Source organism: Isoptericola sp. NPDC056573 (assembly GCF_042793335.1).
Taxonomy (GTDB): Bacteria; Actinomycetota; Actinomycetes; order Actinomycetales; family Cellulomonadaceae; genus Isoptericola.
Map to the genome: position 1 here is coordinate 48640 of NZ_JBHTUY010000017.1, position 17999 is coordinate 66638.

At 73.4% G+C, this 17999-nt stretch carries 13 protein-coding genes and 1 tRNA gene; 10 read left to right on the plus strand and 4 right to left on the minus strand.

Translation table 11 applies throughout. The features are described 5' to 3' along the window. The first annotated feature begins 107 nt into the window (after positions 1 to 107). Together ACFQ8E_RS20910 and ACFQ8E_RS20915 are read left to right on the plus strand one after the other, a co-directional pair. Positions 108 to 180 (plus strand) — tRNA-Arg (locus ACFQ8E_RS20910). A gap of 79 nt (positions 181 to 259) precedes the next feature. Beyond that, entirely contained in the window at positions 260 to 877 is a 618-nt protein-coding gene (locus ACFQ8E_RS20915; RefSeq protein ID WP_430552487.1) for an STM3941 family protein, read from the plus strand. Positions 878 to 945: 68 nt separating this feature from the next. Here the strand turns inward: ACFQ8E_RS20915 and ACFQ8E_RS20920 are convergent, their stop codons facing one another. Beyond that, on the minus strand, positions 946 to 2448 hold the full coding sequence (locus ACFQ8E_RS20920; RefSeq protein WP_430552488.1) for an MFS transporter: 1503 nt from the start codon (positions 2446 to 2448) through the stop codon (positions 946 to 948). 406 nt (positions 2449 to 2854) lie between these two features. Between ACFQ8E_RS20920 and ACFQ8E_RS20925 the strand changes: the two genes are divergently transcribed. From ACFQ8E_RS20925 to ACFQ8E_RS20945, 5 genes are read left to right on the plus strand one after another with little or no spacing between them, the layout of a single operon-like run. Further along, a complete protein-coding gene (locus ACFQ8E_RS20925; RefSeq protein WP_430552489.1) occupies positions 2855 to 4372 on the plus strand; it encodes an MmgE/PrpD family protein in 1518 nt (505 codons plus the stop codon). Between the two features lie 16 nt (positions 4373 to 4388). Further along, on the plus strand, positions 4389 to 5300 hold the full coding sequence (gene prpB / locus ACFQ8E_RS20930) for a methylisocitrate lyase (protein WP_430552490.1): 912 nt from the start codon (positions 4389 to 4391) through the stop codon (positions 5298 to 5300). A 42-nt stretch (positions 5301 to 5342) separates the two neighbouring features. Further along, a complete protein-coding gene (locus ACFQ8E_RS20935; protein WP_430552491.1) occupies positions 5343 to 6500 on the plus strand; it encodes a bifunctional 2-methylcitrate synthase/citrate synthase in 1158 nt (385 codons plus the stop codon). Then, a complete protein-coding gene (locus ACFQ8E_RS20940; RefSeq protein ID WP_430552492.1) occupies positions 6497 to 7333 on the plus strand; it encodes a class I SAM-dependent methyltransferase in 837 nt (278 codons plus the stop codon). Before ACFQ8E_RS20935 ends, ACFQ8E_RS20940 begins: the two co-directional genes overlap by 4 nt. A 10-nt stretch (positions 7334 to 7343) precedes the next feature. Continuing rightward, entirely contained in the window at positions 7344 to 7970 is a 627-nt protein-coding gene (locus ACFQ8E_RS20945) for a CYTH domain-containing protein (RefSeq protein WP_430552493.1), read from the plus strand. A 253-nt stretch (positions 7971 to 8223) separates the two neighbouring features. Here ACFQ8E_RS20945 and ACFQ8E_RS20950 read toward each other — a convergent pair whose 3' ends face one another. The 3 genes from ACFQ8E_RS20950 to ACFQ8E_RS20960 all read right to left on the minus strand — a co-directional run bounded on the left by ACFQ8E_RS20950 (position 8224) and on the right by ACFQ8E_RS20960 (position 11719). After that, the gene (locus ACFQ8E_RS20950; protein ID WP_430552494.1) at positions 8224 to 9078 is read right to left on the minus strand and encodes a M15 family metallopeptidase; all 855 of its coding nucleotides are present in this window, start codon (positions 9076 to 9078) and stop codon (positions 8224 to 8226) included. Positions 9079 to 9314: 236 nt separating this feature from the next. After that, complete coding sequence (locus tag ACFQ8E_RS20955; protein WP_430552495.1) at positions 9315 to 10352, minus strand: hemolysin family protein; 1038 nt, start codon at positions 10350 to 10352, stop codon at positions 9315 to 9317. Continuing rightward, a complete protein-coding gene (locus ACFQ8E_RS20960) occupies positions 10349 to 11719 on the minus strand; it encodes a hemolysin family protein (protein ID WP_430552496.1) in 1371 nt (456 codons plus the stop codon). Before ACFQ8E_RS20960 ends, ACFQ8E_RS20955 begins: the two co-directional genes overlap by 4 nt. Before the next feature lie 216 nt (positions 11720 to 11935). Between ACFQ8E_RS20960 and ACFQ8E_RS20965 the strand changes: the two genes are divergently transcribed. The 3 genes from ACFQ8E_RS20965 (at position 11936) to ACFQ8E_RS20975 (ending at position 17940) form a co-directional block, all read left to right on the plus strand. Then, positions 11936 to 12682 carry a response regulator transcription factor gene (locus tag ACFQ8E_RS20965; protein WP_430552497.1) on the plus strand — a complete coding sequence of 249 codons (747 nt, stop codon included), beginning with the start codon at positions 11936 to 11938 and terminating at the stop codon, positions 12680 to 12682. Next, positions 12682 to 13818: a sensor histidine kinase gene (locus ACFQ8E_RS20970; RefSeq protein WP_430552498.1), complete on the plus strand. Its 1137-nt coding sequence runs from the start codon at positions 12682 to 12684 to the stop codon at positions 13816 to 13818. The genes ACFQ8E_RS20965 and ACFQ8E_RS20970 overlap by 1 nt, the downstream gene beginning before the upstream one ends. A 333-nt stretch (positions 13819 to 14151) precedes the next feature. Continuing rightward, entirely contained in the window at positions 14152 to 17940 is a 3789-nt protein-coding gene (locus tag ACFQ8E_RS20975) for a multifunctional oxoglutarate decarboxylase/oxoglutarate dehydrogenase thiamine pyrophosphate-binding subunit/dihydrolipoyllysine-residue succinyltransferase subunit (protein WP_430552499.1), read from the plus strand. Positions 17941 to 17999 lie beyond the last annotated feature (59 nt).

Here is a 17999-nt window from a genome sequence, read left to right on the forward strand (position 1 = left end):
GCCGCCCGGCTCTCGCCGCGGTCGTGGGATCGGCGACGATGTGCCGGCCGACGCCCAGGTGCTGGTAGTCTCGTGCACCGTGCCGAGCGGTTTTCCGTCCGGCGCCCGCGCCTGTAGCTCAGTGGATAGAGCGTCTGCCTCCGGAGCAGAAGGTCGGGGGTTCGAATCCCTTCAGGCGCACCGAGAACGAGAAACGGCCCTGGTCATCGACCAGGGCCGTTTTCCGTCGTCCCCGCCAGTCCGTCGCTACGCTGCCGCCGTGAGTCGTGGATCCGTCGGGACGCCCGAGATCTTCCACCTGTCCCGTCGAGCGTCGTCGCGCGCGCTCCTGCTCGCCGCCGGGATCGTCGTCGTGTCGGTGGGCGTCGTCGTGGTCTGCTGGTCCGACCACTCGGGGGCGCCCCTGCGGCTCGGCGTCCTGGAGCTCACCGGGAGCCGCCGAGGCCCGTCGCCACTCGCCGGCGTCGTCGTCGGGATTGCCGTGGCGCTCTTCGCCGGAGCCGCCGGAACGCTCCAGGCACGTCGGCTGCTGCAGCGTGACCGCACCGCCCTGGTCCTCGATGCCGAGGGGTTCACCGACACGGCATCCCTGCGCGGCGCCGGGCGGATCGAGTGGGACGAGACGGTAGGTATGCGCATCGTCGACCACCCCGAGCGGATGCTCGTGGTCGAGGTGACCGACCCCCTGGGCGTCGCCGAGCGGCAGCCCAGCGCCGCATCGCGTCGGGCAGCGCTGGCGAGCACGGGAACCCTCGGCTCCCCGGTGTGTATCCCGCTCACCGCCGTGGGTGGCCGCGAGGACGACCTCCTGGAGGCGTTCGAGCGGCTCGGGCACCTGCGTCCCGGCTTCTACCGCGGCACACCGTCGTCGACGTAGTACCCGGTGCTGCTTCCTCGCCCGGAGGCGGCACCGGGTACTACGTCGACGACGGTTTCGAGCCGCGATCAGTGCGCGGGGGCCAGACCCGGCATCGCGTCGAGGTCGAGGTCCGGGTTCTTCTCCTGCGTCCTGACGAGCGCCTTGGCCTCCGCGTCGGTGTCGACCGACGGCATGGAGCCCGGCAGCGGCTTGCCCGCGCTCTCCTTGACGAAACCGACGGCGACCGCGCCGATCAGCGCGAAGCCCATGAGGTAGTAGGCCGGCGCCATGCTCGACCCGGTGGCCTGCGTCAGCGACTCGACGATGAGCGGCGTCGTGCCGCCGAAGATCGCCAGGGCGACGTTGTACGCCAGGCCCATCGAGCGGTAGCGCACGGCCGTGGGGAACATCGCGGGCAGCGTCGCCGCCTGCACGCCGACCATGCACGCCACCGGCACGGCCATGAGGCACAGGCCGAGCAGCGTCGACCACACGTGGCCCATCGCCAGGAACAGGAAGGCCGGCACCGCGAGCACCGCGAGCGAGCCCGCGCCGAACCACAGCAGCGGACGACGACCGACACGGTCGCTGACCGGGCCCGCCACGAGGATCATCACCGCGAGCAGCACCAGCACGGGCACGGTGAGCAGGGTGCCCGCCGTCGCCTCGTAGCCGAGCGTGTCGGTGAGGTAGGTCGGCATGTAGCTCGTCAGGGCGTAGCCGGCGGTGTTGGCGACCGCCACGAGCACCATCGCGACGGCGAGCGGGCGCCACTGCGAGCGCAGCGTGACGTCGGTGGGCGCGGGCACCTCGGCGCCGTGGGTCTTCGCGGCCTCGGCCGCGACCTGCTGCGCCTGGAAGGCCGGGGACTCCTCGATCTTCAGGCGGAACCACACGGCGAACGCGCCGATCGGGCCGGCGACCAGGAACGGGATGCGCCACCCGCCGTCGAGCATGGCCTGCTCGCCCAGCGTCACCTGCAGCACCGTCACGACGACGGCGCCGAGCGCGAAGCCCAGGTAGCTGCCGAAGTCGAGGAACGAGGCCGCCCAGCCGCGGCGGCGGTCGGGGGCGTGCTCGGCGACGAAGGTCGTGACGCCGGCGTACTCACCGCCGGTGGAGAAGCCCTGCAGCAGCTTGAGGAGCACGAGCAGCAGCGGCGCCGCGACACCGAGGACGCCGTACGTCGGCAGCAGCCCGATGAGGAACGTCGAGGCGGCCATCATCACGAGCGTGAAGGCGAGCACCTTCTGGCGGCCGACCTTGTCGCCGATGCGGCCGCAGACGATGCCGCCCAGCGGGCGCGCCACGTAGGTGGCGGCGAACACGCCGAGGGAGAAGAGGATCTGCACGCCGGACGACGCCTGCGGCAGGAACACGGCACCCATCGTCACGGCCAGGTAGCCGTAGACGCCGACGTCGTACCACTCCATGAGGTTGCCGACGGCGGTGCCGCCGATCGTCTTCTTGAGCATGGAGTTGTCCACGACGGTGACGTCGGAGACGCGGAGCCTGCGGCGCGCGGCCCGGGCGGCCGGGGCGTTCGCAGGGGTGGTGCCGGTCGGTTCCTGAGGCAGTACGGCGGTCATGTTTCCTTCCGTGGCCGGCGCGGCGTGCACGCGGTGTGACGCAGCGGCCCGGCCCGTGACAGGGAGCCGGCGTCCGCTGCGAGAGCGGACGCCGAGCCCGAACATGGGCGGCCACGTTACCGATCCTTGACCGAGAATCAAGTTCGTCAGGGCAACCACGGGCCGAGGACCGACCCCTGCGCGACGCCGTCACCTGCGGCGACACCGTTCCTTGACGAGTCATTCGTGAAGCCCACCACAGGCGTCGCCACGGGCCCTCGCACCGCCGTCCCGGTGCGGTCCGGCGGCCGCACACGCTGGACCCAGCGTTCACCGGGCGTTACGTTCTCGGAGCGGCCCGGACACGGGCGGCGACGACGCCCGCACACGATGTCTGCTGAGGCCTGCACAGGGAGGACTCCCCCGCATGATCGACCACGAGGTCCGCGTCTACCGTTCCGACGAGCCGCTGCCCCGCGAGGGGCAGCTCGCGTGGAAGATCGCGGAGGTCGCGGCCGAGCAGCTCGACCCGACGCCGGAGGTCACCGACATGGTGATCAACCGCGTCATCGACAACGCCGCGGTGGCGACGGCGTCGCTGGGCCGCGGCCCGATCCTCGCGGCCCGCACGCAGGCGGAGGCGCACCCGGTCTCCCGCGGCGGCGCGGGGTCGACGGTCTTCGGCTCCCCCGAGCGCACCAGCCCCGAGTGGGCGGCCTGGGCGAACGGCGTCGCCGTGCGCGAGCTGGACTACCACGACACGTTCCTCGCGGCCGAGTACTCGCACCCCGGCGACAACATCCCGCCCGTGCTCGCCGTCGCGCAGCACCTGGGCCGCAGCGGCGCGGAGCTCCTGCGCGGGATCGTCACGGGCTACGAGATCCAGGTGGACCTCGTCAAGGGCATCAGCCTGCACGCGCACAAGATCGACCACGTCGCCCACCTCGGCCCGTCGGCGGCGGCGGGCATCGGCACGCTGCTCGGCCTGCCCGCGGAGACCATCTACCAGGCGGTCGGCCAGGCCCTGCACACGACGACGGCGACGCGGCAGTCGCGCAAGGGCGAGATCTCCACGTGGAAGGCCCACGCCCCCGCGTTCGCGGGCAAGATGGCGGTGGAGGCCGCCGACCGTGCGATGCGCGGGCAGACCTCCCCCAGCCCGATCTACGAGGGCGAGGACGGCGTGATCGCCTGGCTGCTCGACGGGCCCGACGCCCGGTACACCGTGCCGCTGCCCGCCGCGGGCGAGGCACGGCGCGCCATCCTCGACACGTACACCAAGGAGCACTCCGCCGAGTACCAGGCGCAGGCGTGGATCGACCTCGCCCGCCGCCTCGGCACCGAGCGGCCCGAGCTGCGCGACCCGGCGAACGTCGTCGCCGTGGTGCTGCACACGAGCCACCACACGCACTACGTCATCGGCTCCGGCTCGGGCGACCCGCAGAAGTACGACCCCACGGCCAGCCGCGAGACACTGGACCACTCGATCCCCTACATCTTCACGGTCGCGCTGCAGGACGGCGCCTGGGACCACGTCGGCAGCTACGCCCCCGAGCGCGCCGCCCGCCCGGACACCGTGGAGCTGTGGCGCAAGGTCACCACCGCCGAGGACGCCGAGTGGACCCGCCGGTACCACTCGAGCGACCCGGACGAGAAGTCGTTCGGTGGCCGCGTGGAGATCGAGCTCGCGGACGGCTCGCGGGTCGTCGAGGAGATCGCCGTCGCCGACGCGCACCCGCTGGGCGCCCGCCCGTTCGCCCGCGAGCAGTACGTGGCGAAGTTCCGCACGCTGGCCGCCGGGGTGCTGGCCGACGAGGAGACGGAGCGGTTCCTCGACCTCGCCCAGCGGCTGCCGGAGCTGTCCGCCGACGAGCTGTCCAGCCTCACCGTCACGCCGCTCGCCGACCCGCTCGCGACCCACCCCGTCGCGCGCGGCATCTTCTGAGACCCGGAGGGCGACCGTGCTCTACTCGACCACCACCCCCGCCGCCAAGCGCGCCACGTTCCGCGAGCGGCTGCGCTCCGGGGAGCTCCTGCAGCTGCCCGGCGCGTTCAACCCGCTCGCGGCGCGGCTGATCCAGGACAAGGGCTTCGACGGCGTCTACGTCTCGGGGGCGGTCGTGGCCGCCGACCTGGGGCTGCCCGACGTCGGGCTGACGACGCTCACCGAGGTCGCGACCCGCGCGGGGCAGATCGCCCGCATGACCGACCTGCCCACCCTCGTGGACGCCGACACCGGCTTCGGCGAGGCGATGAACATGGCCCGCACCGTGCAGACGCTGGAGGACGCGGGCGTCGCGGGCCTGCACGTCGAGGACCAGGTGAACCCCAAGCGGTGCGGGCACCTCGACGGCAAGCAGGTCGTGGACGAGCCGACGGCGCTGCAGCGGGTGCGCGCGGCGGTCGCCGCGCGGCGCGACGAGAACCTGCTGGTCATGGCCCGCACCGACGTGCGCGCCGTGGCGGGGCTCCCGACCGCCGTCGACCGCGCGAAGGCCCTCGTCGACGCCGGTGCGGACGCGATCTTCCCCGAGGCCATGCGCGACCTGGCGGAGTTCGAGGCCGTCGCGAGCGCCGTCGACGTCCCCGTGCTGGCCAACATGACGGAGTTCGGCAAGTCCGAGCTGTTCACGACGACGCAGCTCGCCGACGCGGGCGTGGCCCTCGTCATCTACCCCGTCTCGCTGCTGCGCCTGGCGATGGGCGCGGCCGAGCGGGGCCTGGACGCGCTGCGCGCGGAGGGCTCGCTCGCGGGGCAGGTCGAGCACATGCAGACCCGCGCGCGGCTCTACGAGCTGCTCGACTACGCCGCCTATTCGACGTTCGACACGGACGTCTTCGACTTCAGCCTGGACGACAACCTGCACGGCTGACGGCCGCGCCGTCTCCGCCGACATCGCAGCGAAGGAGCATCGATGACAGAGCACACCGGGCCCGAGCCGGAGGTCCGACGCGGGCTGGCGGGGGTGGTCGCCGACGTGACGGCCGTCTCCAAGGTGGACCCCGAGACCAACTCGCTGCTGTACCGCGGCTACCCGGTCCAGGACCTGGCGGCGACCTGCCCGTTCGAGGCGGTCGCGTGGCTGCTGTGGCACGGCGAGCTGCCGACCGACGACGAGCTCGCCACCCTGCGTGCGACCGAGCGCGAGCACCGCCCGCTCGCCGACGACGTGCGCGCCGCGATCGACCTCCTGCCCGTCACCGCGCACCCGATGGACGAGGTGCGCACGGCGGTGAGCGTCATCGGCGCCCGCGAGGCCGCGGGCCTCACCGCCCTGGAGGCGGCCGCCAACGCCGACGTCAACCTCGAGCGCAGCGTGCGGCTCTTCGCGGCCCTGCCGGCCGTCGTCGCGTACGGGCAGCGCCGCCGCCGCGGGCTGGGGCCCGTGGCCCCGCGCGACGACCTGGACTTCTCCGCGAACTTCCTGTGGACGACGTTCGAGGTCGAGCCGGAGCCGGTGGTCGTCGACGCGTTCAACCGGTCGATGATCCTGTACGCCGAGCACTCGTTCAACGCCTCCACGTTCACGGCACGGGTGATCACGTCCACGCTCAGCGACCTGCACTCGGCCGTCGTGGGCGCGATCGCCGCGCTGAAGGGGCCGCTGCACGGCGGCGCCAACGAGGCGGTCATGGAGACGCTGGCCGAGATCGGCACCGCCGAGCGGGCCGCGGCCTGGCTCGACGACGCGCTCGCCGCCAAGCGCAAGATCATGGGTTTCGGGCACCGCGTCTACAAGCACGGCGACTCGCGCGTGCCGACCATGAAGGCCGCCCTCGACACCCTCGTCGAGCACTACGACCGCCCCGACCTGGCCGCCCTCTACGACGCGCTGGAGTCCGAGTTCGTGCGCCGCAAGGGCATCTACCCGAACCTCGACTACCCGTCGGGCCCGGCCTACCACCTCATGGGGTTCGAGACGGCCACGTTCACGCCGCTGTTCGTCGCCGCCCGCGTCACCGGCTGGACGGCGCACATCATGGAGCAGCAGGCCGCCAACGCCCTGATCCGCCCGCTGTCCGCGTACGTGGGTCCGGCGCGGCGCGAGGTCCCCGGCCCCGCGGCCCCGTGAGCGGCGACCGGGACGCCCCGTCCGCAGCGTCGTCCTTCGGGACGGCGGCCGGCGCGTACGCCGAGCACCGCCCGGACTACGCGGCGGCCGCGGTGCGCTGGACGCTGCGGGCGGCGCCGGGCCCGCGGGTGCTCGACCTCGGCGCGGGGACGGGCAAGCTGACCGCCGCCCTGCTCGACCCGGCGGTCGTCCCGGGCGCGGAGGTCGTCGCCGTCGAGCCGGACCCGGCGATGCTGGCCGAGCTGCGGCGGGGGCGGCCGGGCGTCCGCGCCCTGGCGGGCAGCGCCGAGTCGATCCCGCTGCCCGACGGCTCCGTCGACGCCGTGCTCGCGGGCAACGCCCTCCACTGGTTCGACCTGGCGGTCGCGGGGCCCGAGATCGCCCGCGTGCTCGCCCCCGGCGGCGTCCTGGCCGGGCTCTGGAACCTCCTGGACGACGACGTCGCCTGGGTCGCCGGGCTCGCCGACGCGGGCGGGAGCGCGGCCGTGGGGCCGCGGGACACACCGACCGCCTGGCGCCGCGCGACCGCCGGCCTGCTCCCGCCCGCCGGGGAGGGGTGGTCGGCCCGGGCGGAGCGGGCGGAGTTCCCGCACGGTCAGCGCCGCACCGCCGACTCCCTCGTCGCGACCCTCGCGACCCGCGCCGGGGTGCTCGTCATGCCGGAGGCGGAGCGCGCGGCCACGACGGCGCGCATCCGCGCGTACCTCGCGGGCCGGACCGAGACGGCGCAGGGCGAGTTCACCCTGCCGATGCGCACGGGCGTGCTGCGCGTGCGGCGCACCTGGACCGACACCGCCTGGCCGCGGGACCGGACCGTCGCCGCGGCCCACTAGGCTCGTGGCCATGTCCGCCGACTACTCCGACTTCGAGTTCGAGCGCCGGTTCTTCGTCCGCGAGCTGCCGGACGCGCTGCGCGACGCGCCCGCCCTGATCGTCCAGTCCTACTTCCTCTCGGACGGCGGCTACGCGCTGCGCGTGCGGGTGCAGGCGACGGGCGTCGAGGCACGGCTGGGCCCCGACAGCGACGCGCGTGACGTCCTCGAGCTCTACCGCTCGCGCGTCGACTTCGCCGCGGTCACGGTCAAGGGCCCGTCGGTGGGCGGCACCCGGTACGAGGCGGAGCGCCCGCTCGAGCCGAACGTCGGCGCGGAGCTGGTGCGCCGCGGCGGCGCGCAGGTCATCAAGACGCGCTACGCGGCCTGGCTGGGCGCCGACGGCTGGTCGATCGACGTCTTCGGCGGCGCCAACGCGCCGCTCATCGTCGCCGAGTGCGAGCGCTCGGGCCCGGTCACGGACCTCCAGATCCCCGACTTCTGCGTCACCGAGCTCACCGACGACCGCCGGTTCTCCAACGAGTCCCTCGCCGTCGACCCCTTCCGCGGCTGGTCCGCCGCGTACGCCCAGGAGCTCGCCGCCCAGGGCCCGCGCTTCCGCGACGACTTCGGCGGCAACACGACGATCACCACCTGACGCCGCACGGCCCGCGGATCGTCGTCGGTCGAGCCTGTCGAGACCACGGCCGGGTGTCGACAGGCTCGACCAGCGGGACTGGACGAGCCCGGGTTCGAGGCTGCCGTGAGGGATCAGGAGAGCGGGAGGCGCAGGATCCTTCGCGCGGTCGTATCCCTCCCGAAGTGGAGCGCCCCCTGGGGCGCGTGAACGCGACCGCGCGAAGGATCCTGCACCTCCCGCGGCGGTGAGCACACGAGCACAGAACGGCGGCTCAGTGCCAGGTCGTGATCTCCACGACGCCGGGCTTGTACTCGAAGTGCCAGGGCTCGTAGTTCCCCATGCCACCCCGCTGCGCCCACGGCGGGTTCTCCCACCCGTAGGCGGGCCCGTTCTCCCACAGCCACCCGTAGACCTCGCTGGAGCGGTACTCGTCGCCGCACAGGTCGATGGCGAGCCCCCACCCGTGCATGGAGGTGCCGGGCGTGGCGGCGAGGTAGCCGCGGCTGGCCTTGACGGCGTACTGGGAGGAGATGGAGCGGTAGCTGTCGACGAGGCACAGGTCGCGGCCGAAACGGACGCGGAACGCCTCGTTGAGGGCGCTGAGCGCGACGGCGGCGTCGGCGCGCAGCTTCTCCCCGGGCTGCCAGATGTCGCAGAGCGAGTGGTCGGCCAGGCTGCCGTTGCCGCCGTCGATGGACGCCCCGGCGTCGCACCCGGGCAGGGGGCTGCGCTCGGCGGTCCGGCTGGCGGCGGACGCCTCGACGCGCACGTCGCGCGGTGCGGCGGCGATGCCCTGGGAGGTGCGGGGGGTGTCGACGCCCTGCTCGAGGAGCGCCAGCGTGGAGGGGCCCGCGGGCTGGGTGTCGAGGTCGAACGGGGTGCCGCCGTGGGCCTGGTCGTCGGTGACGAGGGGGGCGGCGATGGTCGCGGCGGCGAGCGAGCCGAGGACGGTCAGCCGGGTGACCCAGGCGTGGCCGGCGGGGGCGGCGTGCCGTCCGTCGGAGCGGTCGCCGCGTGCGGTGGAAGCACGCTTGCGGGGCTTCTTGCCGGCCCGGGCGAGCTCGGCCTCCCGGATCTCGCGACGGGAGCGCGGCGCGGCTGCGTCACCCTGCGACGTCGCCTCCACGGCACCTCCGCGCTCGTGCCCCGGCGCGGCCACCGTGGCCGCCCGAGGAGTCCGGACCTGAACGCGGACCGCCCGTCACCGCGTGCCCGCCACGCGCCGTACGACCGATCCGTCACGGAACCATAACGGGGTCGGGCTCCCCCGCCAAGTCCCCGTCCACAGCCGGTCGGGCCGGTCCTGCGGTCCGGTGCCGTGGGAAGGTGTCCACGCTGCTCATGCCCCGCGGGCGGACGGCGTCACGGCCGACGCTGCATGGCGTCGCGCACCTCGCCCACGAGCTCCTCGAGGATGTCCTCGAGGAAGACGACGCCGAGGACGCCGTCGGGCCCCTCGACGCGGGCCAGGTGCGCCCCGGAGCGCTGCATGGCGCGCAGCGCGTCCTCCACCTCGTCGGCCGGCCGCACGGACGCGAGCGCGCGCACGCGCCATGCCGGCACCGGGTCGAACCGGTCGCCGTTCGACGCGTACAGGACGTCCTTGAGGTGCAGGTAGCCGCGCAGGGCGTCGTCGTCGCCCCGCACGGGGAACCGGCTGAAGCCGGTGCGTGCGACGAGGTGCTCGACGTCGTCGGGCGTGGTGCGGGGGTCGACGGTGACCAGCTCGTCCACGGCCACCATGACGTCGCCGGCGGTGCGCGAGGAGAACTCGATGGCCCCGGCGAGCAGGCCCTGCTCGTCGCGGAGCACGCCCTCGGCCTGCGAGTGCTCGACGATCGACTGCACCTCCTGCGCCGTGAACGCGGAGGCCACCTCGTCCTTCGGCTCGACCCCCGCGAGCCGCACGGCGTGGTTCGCGACCCAGTTGAGCGCCGCGATCACCGGGCGCACGGCGCGGCCGAGCAGCACCAGCGGCGGCGCGAACCAGAGGGCGGCCGTCTCCGGGCCGGCGACGGCGAGGTTCTTGGGCACCATCTCACCGAGCACCACGTGCAGGTACACGACGATCGCCAGCGCGAGGACGAGCGAGACGGGGTGCAGCAGCGCCTCGGGGACCCCCAGGGCCTCGAACGGCACCTCGAGCAGGTGCGCGAGGGCGGGCTCGGCGACGATGCCCAGGCCGGTGGAGCACACGGTGACCCCGAGCTGCGCGCACGCGAGCATGAGGGAGACGTGCTCCATCGCCCACAGGGCGGTGCGGGCGCGCCGGTCGCCGGCCTCGGCCCGCGGCTCGATGGCGCTGCGGCGCGCGGAGATGACGGCGAACTCGGCGCCGACGAAGAACGCGTTGCCGGCGAGCAGCAGCACGCCGACCAGCAGGGCGGTCCCGGTGCTCATCGGCCCGCCTCCCCGCGCTCGTGCCCGGCCGGGTCGACGGCGAGCACGCGCAGCCGCTCGACGCGCCGCGCGTCCATCGCCTCCACGCGCAGCAGCACGCCGTCGGTCTCGATCTCGTCGCCGACCTCGGGCACCCTCCCCAGCTCCGCCATGACCAGGCCGCCGAGCGTCTCGTAGGCCGGGCCCTCGGGCACCACCAGGCCGGTGCGCTCCTCCAGCTCGTCGGGGCGCAGCACCCCGGGCACGACCCACGACCCGTCGGCGCCGCGCACCACCCCGGCGCGGCGCGGGTCGTGCTCGTCCGCGACGTCGCCCACGAGCTCCTCGACGACGTCCTCCAGCGTGACGATCCCCGACGTGCCCCCGTACTCGTCGACGACCACGGCCATCTGCAGGCCGAGGCCGCGCAGCTCGACGAGCAGCGGGCCGAGCCGGACCGTCTCCGGCACCCGGGGCGCGTCGACCATGAGGGCGGCGGCCGGCACCTCGCCACGCCGGTCGTGGGGCACGCCGACGGCGCGGCGCAGGTGGACGAGACCGACGACGTCGTCGCGGTCCTCGCCGATCACCGGGAACCGGGAGTGGCCGGTGCGCCGGGCGAGGGCCACGACCTCGGCGGCCGTCGTGTCGCGCTCGACGACGGCCATCCGCATGCGGTCGGTCATGACGTCGCGCGCCGACAGCTCGTCGAGCTCGAGGGAGTTGGTCAGCAGGGTCGCGACCGACTGGTCGAGCGTGCCCTCCTGCGCCGAGCGCCGCACGAGCGACAGCAGCTCCGAGGACGACCGCGCGCCGGACAGCTCCTCGCGGGGCTCGACGCCGACGCGGCGCAGCAGCGCGTTGGCGGAGCCGTTGAGCACGGCGATGAGCGGCCGGAACAGCATGGTGAACACCCGCTGCACGGGGACGACCAGCCGCGCCGTCGCGTGCGGGGCGGAGAGCGCGAAGTTCTTCGGGATCAGCTCTCCGAAGAGCATCGAGAACGCGTTGACCACGACGAGCGCGAGGACCCCCGCGAGCACGCCGGCGACGCCGCGGCCGAGCGCCGTGGCCGCGAACGCCTCGGAGAACAGGGACAGGAGCGCCGGCTGGGCGGTGTAACCGAGCAGGATCGTGGTGATGGTGATGCCGACCTGGGCGGAGCTGAGCTCCGTGGACAGGTGCTTGAGCCCGGCGCGCACGGCGCGGTCCCGTCGGTCCGACGGGCGTGCGGTGTCGCGGCCGGGCGACGGACTGTCGCCCTCCTCGTCGTCGGCCCCGAGCACGGCCGGGTCGAGGGTGACGAGGGAGAACTCGCTGGCGACGAACACGGCGGTGCCCGCGGTGAGCACCACGCCCAGCACGATCATGAGGACGTCGCCTAGCACGGGCGGCTCCCGGTCGTGCGGGGCGGCACCGCGAGGTGGCGGGGCGGCGGGGTTGCCAGGCGGGACGGCGCGGGCGACCCCGCGCGATATCGGCTCTCGTCCATCGTGCTCCGATGCTATCGGGACGGAGCCGGCGGGCGAGTCGGCGTCCGCGCGGGAGAGCCCCGGACAGCGTGTACTCAGCGCTCCCCCAGGGAGCCGGTGCAAGATGGCACCATGACCACCGCGACCCCTCCGAGCACCCCGGGCACCTCGGGCACGTCGGGCCAGCAGAACGCCACCGTGCTCGTCGTCGAGGACGAGCCCGCGATCGCGGCCGCCATCGCCCAGCGCCTGTCCGCCGAGGGCTGGCGGGTCGAGGTGGCGCGCGACGGCCTCGCCGGCGTCGACGCCGCCTCCCGCCTGAACCCGGACGCCATCGTGCTGGACGTCATGCTTCCCGGCATCGACGGGCTCGAGGTCACCCGCCGCATCCAGGCGGAGAACCCGATCCCGATCCTCATGCTCACGGCGCGCGACGACGAGACCGACATGCTGGTCGGCCTCGGCGTCGGCGCCGACGACTACATGACCAAGCCGTTCTCCATGCGCGAGCTGGTGGCGCGCGTCAAGGCCCTGCTGCGGCGCGTGGAGCGCGCGCAGCAGGCCGCGGTGACGACCCCGGCCGACCCGCCCATGGTCATGGGCGACGTCACGATCGACCGGGCCCAGCGCCGCGTGCACCGCGCCGGCGACGAGGTGCACCTGACGCCGACCGAGTTCGAGCTCCTGGTCATGCTCGCCAGCTCGCCCAAGACCGTCCAGACGCGCGAGCGCCTGCTCGCCGAGGTGTGGGACTGGGCGGACGCCAGCGGCACCCGCACCGTCGACTCCCACATCAAGGCGCTGCGCCGCAAGCTCGGGCCGGACCTCATCCGGACCGTGCACGGCGTCGGGTACGCGTTCGAGCCGCCGGAAGCCTGATGGACCCCGCCCCCGGCGCCGACGACGCCGGGCCGGCCGCGCCGCGGCGCAAGGAGCACCACCGGCTGCCCGACGTCCGACCGCTGGACCCCCTGCGCTCGCTCAAGACCAAGCTCGGCGTGCTGGTCGTGGCGACGGTGACGTTCGCCGTCCTCATCACGTGGATCGGCCTGCAGAACGAGCTGGGCCCCACGCGCACGCTGCCCCTGGCGATCTTCCTGTCCCTGGTCATCGTGCAGCTCCTCGCGCGCGGCATGACGTCGCCGCTGCGGGACATGACGGCGGCCGTGCAGGCGATGGCCGCCGGGGACTACTCGATCCGGGTGCGCGCCACGAGCCGCGACGAGGTGGGTCACCTCGCCGAGGCGTTCAACGTCATGGCCGCCGACCTCGACGCCTCCGACCGCGTGCGGCGCGAGCTCATCGCGAACGTGTCGCACGAGCTGCGCACCCCGGTCGCGGCGTTGCAGGCCCAGCTCGAGAACATGGTGGACGGCGTCACCGAGCCCACGCCGTCGGCCCTCGAGCTGTCGCTGGAGCAGACGGAGCGCCTCACCCGCCTGGTCACTTACCTGCTCGACCTGTCGCGCGTGGAGGCCGGCGCGTCCGCGCTGGTGCTCAGCGAGTTCTCGGTGGGCGACTTCCTCGAGGAGTCCGCGCAGGCGATGTCGATGGTCGACGCGGCGAAGGGTCTCAGCTACGTCGTCGACGTCACGCCCCCGGACCTCGCGCTGGAGGCCGACGTGGAGCGGCTGCGCCAGGTGGTCACCAACCTGCTGCAGAACGCGATCCGGCACTCGCCGCACGGCGGCACGGTGCGGCTCGACGCCTACCCGGTGGACGACGACGTCGTCCTCGAGGTGAGCGACGAGGGTCCCGGCATCGCGCCCGAGGACCGCGGGCGCATCTTCGAGCGGTTCGCGAGCGGGGCGGCCGCCGGACGGCCCCATGCCGCGCCACCGTCCGGCATGGCGAGCGGCGGTACCGGCATCGGCCTCGCCATCGTCCGCTGGGCGGTCGACCTGCACGGCGGGCACGTGGAGGTCGCCGACACCGACCGCGGCGCGACGATGCGCGTGACGCTCCCCGCGCAGGCCCGCCCCGCCCCCGGCGTCACGACCGAGCCCTCGGACTGATCCCGCCGCGCCCTCCCCCGGGTGACGTTGGTCACACTCGTCCGTCACAGGACGGCCCGCGTGGTGCGGACATGACGTCGGAACACGGAGTCATCGGGTCGACCCGAGGAGCCGTTGCCCACCGCATTACCGGACGGTCACGATGCCGCGTCGCGAGCCCGGGAACGGCCGTCTGACGCCACTCGGCCTCCCCGGTCGGACGGCCCGGAGGACGTAGGCTGGGACCTGCGCACCGGCGCTGTCGGGCGCATTTCCGGTCGAACGAGTTGCAACTGTGTGAAAGTGGGCGATCCGCGCGTGGTGTCCCCGAAGGACGGGTCAGAGTCGATCAGCGTGGCGAGCGCGTTCGGAGCCAACGAATGGCTCGTCGACGAGCTCTACGAGCAGTACCTGAAGGACAAGAACGCGGTGGACCCCGCGTGGTGGGACTTCTTCGCCGACTACGAGCCGGGTGAGACCAACGGCGCCACCGCGGACGCGGCCCCGGCGCAGCCCGCGGCTCCGGCGCAGCCCCAGGCCCCGGCACAGCCCGCGGCTCCGGCGCAGCAGGCCGCCCCGGCACAGGCCGCGGCCCCGGCCGGCCGGTCGGGCACCGCCGCCGCCGAGACGGCGAAGGCCGAGCGCAAGGCCGCGAAGCCGGCCCCGCTGCCGGCGGACCCCGAGGTGAGCGCCGTCCGCCCGGTCGCCGAGGCCCAGCCCTCGACCGCGCCCTATGCGGAGGTCGCGAAGTCCGCGCCGAAGGCCACCGAGGACGAGGCCACCGACGACGTGCAGAAGCTGCGCGGCCCCGCCGCCCGCGTCGTCACCAACATGGAGGCCTCGATCGAGGTCCCGACCGCGACGTCGGTGCGCGCCGTGCCCGCCAAGCTCATGGTGGACAACCGCATCGTCATCAACAACCACCTCGCGCGCGGTCGCGGCGGCAAGATCTCGTTCACCCACCTCATCGGGTTCGCGCTCGTCGAGGCGCTGTCCGACATGCCGGTGATGAACGCGCACTACGAGAGCATCGACGGCAAGCCGCACGTCGTGCAGCCCGCCCACGTCGGCTTCGGCCTCGCGATCGACCTCGCCAAGCCCGACGGTTCGCGCCAGCTGCTGGTGCCCAGCGTCAAGAAGGCCGAGGAGCTCGACTTCGCCGGCTTCTGGGCCGCGTACGAGGACCTCGTGCGCAAGGCGCGCGGCGGCAAGCTCGGCATGGACGACTTCGCCGGCACCACGATCTCGCTGACCAACCCGGGCGGCATCGGCACCGTGCACTCCGTGCCGCGCCTCATGTCCGGGCAGGGCACGATCATCGGCGTCGGCGCCATGGACTACCCCGCGGAGTTCGCGGGCGCGTCCGAGGAGCAGCTCGCCCGCATGGGCATCTCGAAGGTCATGACGATCACGTCGACCTACGACCACCGCATCATCCAGGGCGCGCAGTCCGGCGAGTTCCTCAAGGTGCTCGCGAGCAAGCTGCTCGGCCTGGACGGCTTCTACGACCGCGTGTTCGCGGCCCTGCGCGTGCCGTACGAGCCCGTGCGCTGGGTGCGCGACAACACCGTGGACACCGACGTCGAGGCCGCCAAGCCGGCCCGGATCGCGGAGCTCATCCACTCCTACCGCTCGCGCGGCCACCTCATGGCGGAGACCGACCCCCTCGCCTACCGCCAGCGCAAGCACCCCGACCTGGACATCCAGAACCACGGCATGACGCTGTGGGACCTGGACCGCGCGTTCCCGACGGGCGGCTTCGGCGGCAAGACCAAGGACACCCTGCGCGACATCCTCGGCCTGCTGCGCGACTCGTACTGCCGCACGATCGGCGTCGAGTACATGCACATCGCCGACCCGGCCCAGCGCAAGTGGCTCCAGGAGCGGCTCGAGTCGGGCTACGCCCGCACCCCGCGCGAGGACCAGCTGCGCATCCTGCGCAAGCTGAACTCCGCCGAGGCGTTCGAGACGTTCCTGCAGACCAAGTACGTCGGCCAGAAGCGGTTCTCGCTCGAGGGCGGCGAGTCGGTCATCCCGCTGCTCGACGCGATCCTGTCGCGCGCCGCCGAGGGCGGGCTCGACGAGGTCGGCATCGGCATGGCGCACCGCGGCCGCCTCAACGTGCTGGCGAACATCGCGGGCAAGAGCTACGGCCAGATCTTCAAGGAGTTCGAGGGCCAGCTCGACCCGAAGAGCGTGCAGGGCTCCGGCGACGTGAAGTACCACCTCGGCACCGAGGGCGTGTTCACCGCCGAGTCCGGCGCGACGACCAAGGTCTACCTGGCCGCGAACCCGTCCCACCTCGAGGCGGTCGACCCGGTGCTCGAGGGCATCGTGCGCGCCAAGCAGGACCGCATCGACCTGGGCGGTGACGGCTTCTCCGTGCTGCCGATCCTGCTGCACGGCGACGCGGCCTTCGCGGGCCAGGGCGTCGTGCCCGAGGTGCTCAACCTCGCGCAGCTGCGCGGGTACCGCACCGGCGGCACGATCCACGTGATCATCAACAACCAGGTGGGCTTCACCACCGGCCCGTCGTCGTCGCGCTCCACGACGTACGCGACCGACGTCGCCAAGGGCTACCAGATCCCCGTCTTCCACGTGAACGGCGACGACCCCGAGGCCTGCGTGCGCGTGGCCGAGCTGGCCTTCGCCTACCGCGAGCAGTTCGACCGCGACGTCATCATCGACATGGTCTGCTACCGCCGCCGCGGCCACAACGAGGGCGACGACCCGTCGATGACGCAGCCGCTGATGTACAACCTCATCGAGGCCAAGCAGTCGGTGCGCAAGCTGTACACGAAGAACCTCGTGGCGCGCGGCGACATCACGGTCGAGGAGGCCGAGCAGGCGCTGCAGGACTACCAGGCGCAGCTCGAGCGGGTCTTCACCGAGACCAAGTCGGCCGGCAAGGCCAGCACGCCGGACGGCGAGGACGAGATCCTCGGCCTCGAGCGCCCGGAGGCGCAGCGCGAGGGTGCCGGCGACATGGTCGGCTGGCAGACGGCCGTCCCGCACGCCGTGCTCGAGCGCGTGGGCGCCGTCCAGGTGTCCGCGCCCGAGGGCTTCACGGTGCACCCGAAGCTCGCCCAGATGCTGCAGAAGCGGCAGCTCATGGCGAAGGAGGGCGGCATCGACTGGGGCTTCGGCGAGCTCGCCGCGTTCGGGTCGCTGCTCATGGAGGGCACCCCGGTGCGCCTCGCCGGGCAGGACTCCCGCCGCGGCACCTTCGTCCAGCGCCACGCCGTGCTGCACGACCGCAACACGGGTGCCGAGTGGACCCCGCTGCTGTACCTGTCGGGCGACCAGGCGAAGTTCTGGGTGTACGACTCCTCGCTCAGCGAGTACGCGGCCCTCGGGTTCGAGTACGGCTACTCGGTCGAGCGCCCGGACGCCCTCGTGCTCTGGGAGGCGCAGTTCGGCGACTTCGTCAACGGTGCGCAGACGGTCATCGACGAGTTCATCTCGTCCGCCGAGCAGAAGTGGGGCCAGCACTCGTCGCTGGTCATGCTGCTGCCGCACGGCTACGAGGGCCAGGGGCCGGACCACTCGTCCGCCCGCATCGAGCGCTTCCTGCAGCTCGCGGCCGAGAACAACATGACGGTGGCGCAGCCGTCCACCCCGGCGTCGTACTTCCACCTGCTGCGCCAGCAGGCGTACGCCCGCCCGCGCCGCCCGCTGGTGGTGTTCACGCCGAAGCAGCTGCTGCGCCTCAAGGCGGCGGCCTCCAGCGTCGAGGACTTCACCACCGGCACCTTCGAGCCGGTGCTGCCGGACCCGACGGTGGACGCGGCGCAGGTCGACCGCGTGCTGCTGTGCACCGGCCGCGTGTACTACGACCTGCTCGCCGAGCGCACCAAGCGCCAGGACACCCGGACCGCCATCGTCCGCCTGGAGCAGCTCTACCCGTTCCCGGAGGAGCAGCTCCGAGCGCAGCTGGCGCAGTACCCGAACGCCGACGTCGTGTGGGTCCAGGACGAGCCGGAGAACCAGGGCGCCTGGTCCTTCCTGCACCTGGCGCTGCCGGACGACATGCCGCGGGTGCGCGTCGCGTCCCGCCCCGCGTCGGCGTCGACCGCCGCCGGCACGGCCAAGCGGCACAAGGAGCAGCAGGAGGTCCTGGTCGCCCAGGCCTTCGACCGCTGACCCTGCCGAGCGAGTACTGATCTCGCCGAGGTAGTCCGAAGGGCGGGCCGCATCTGATG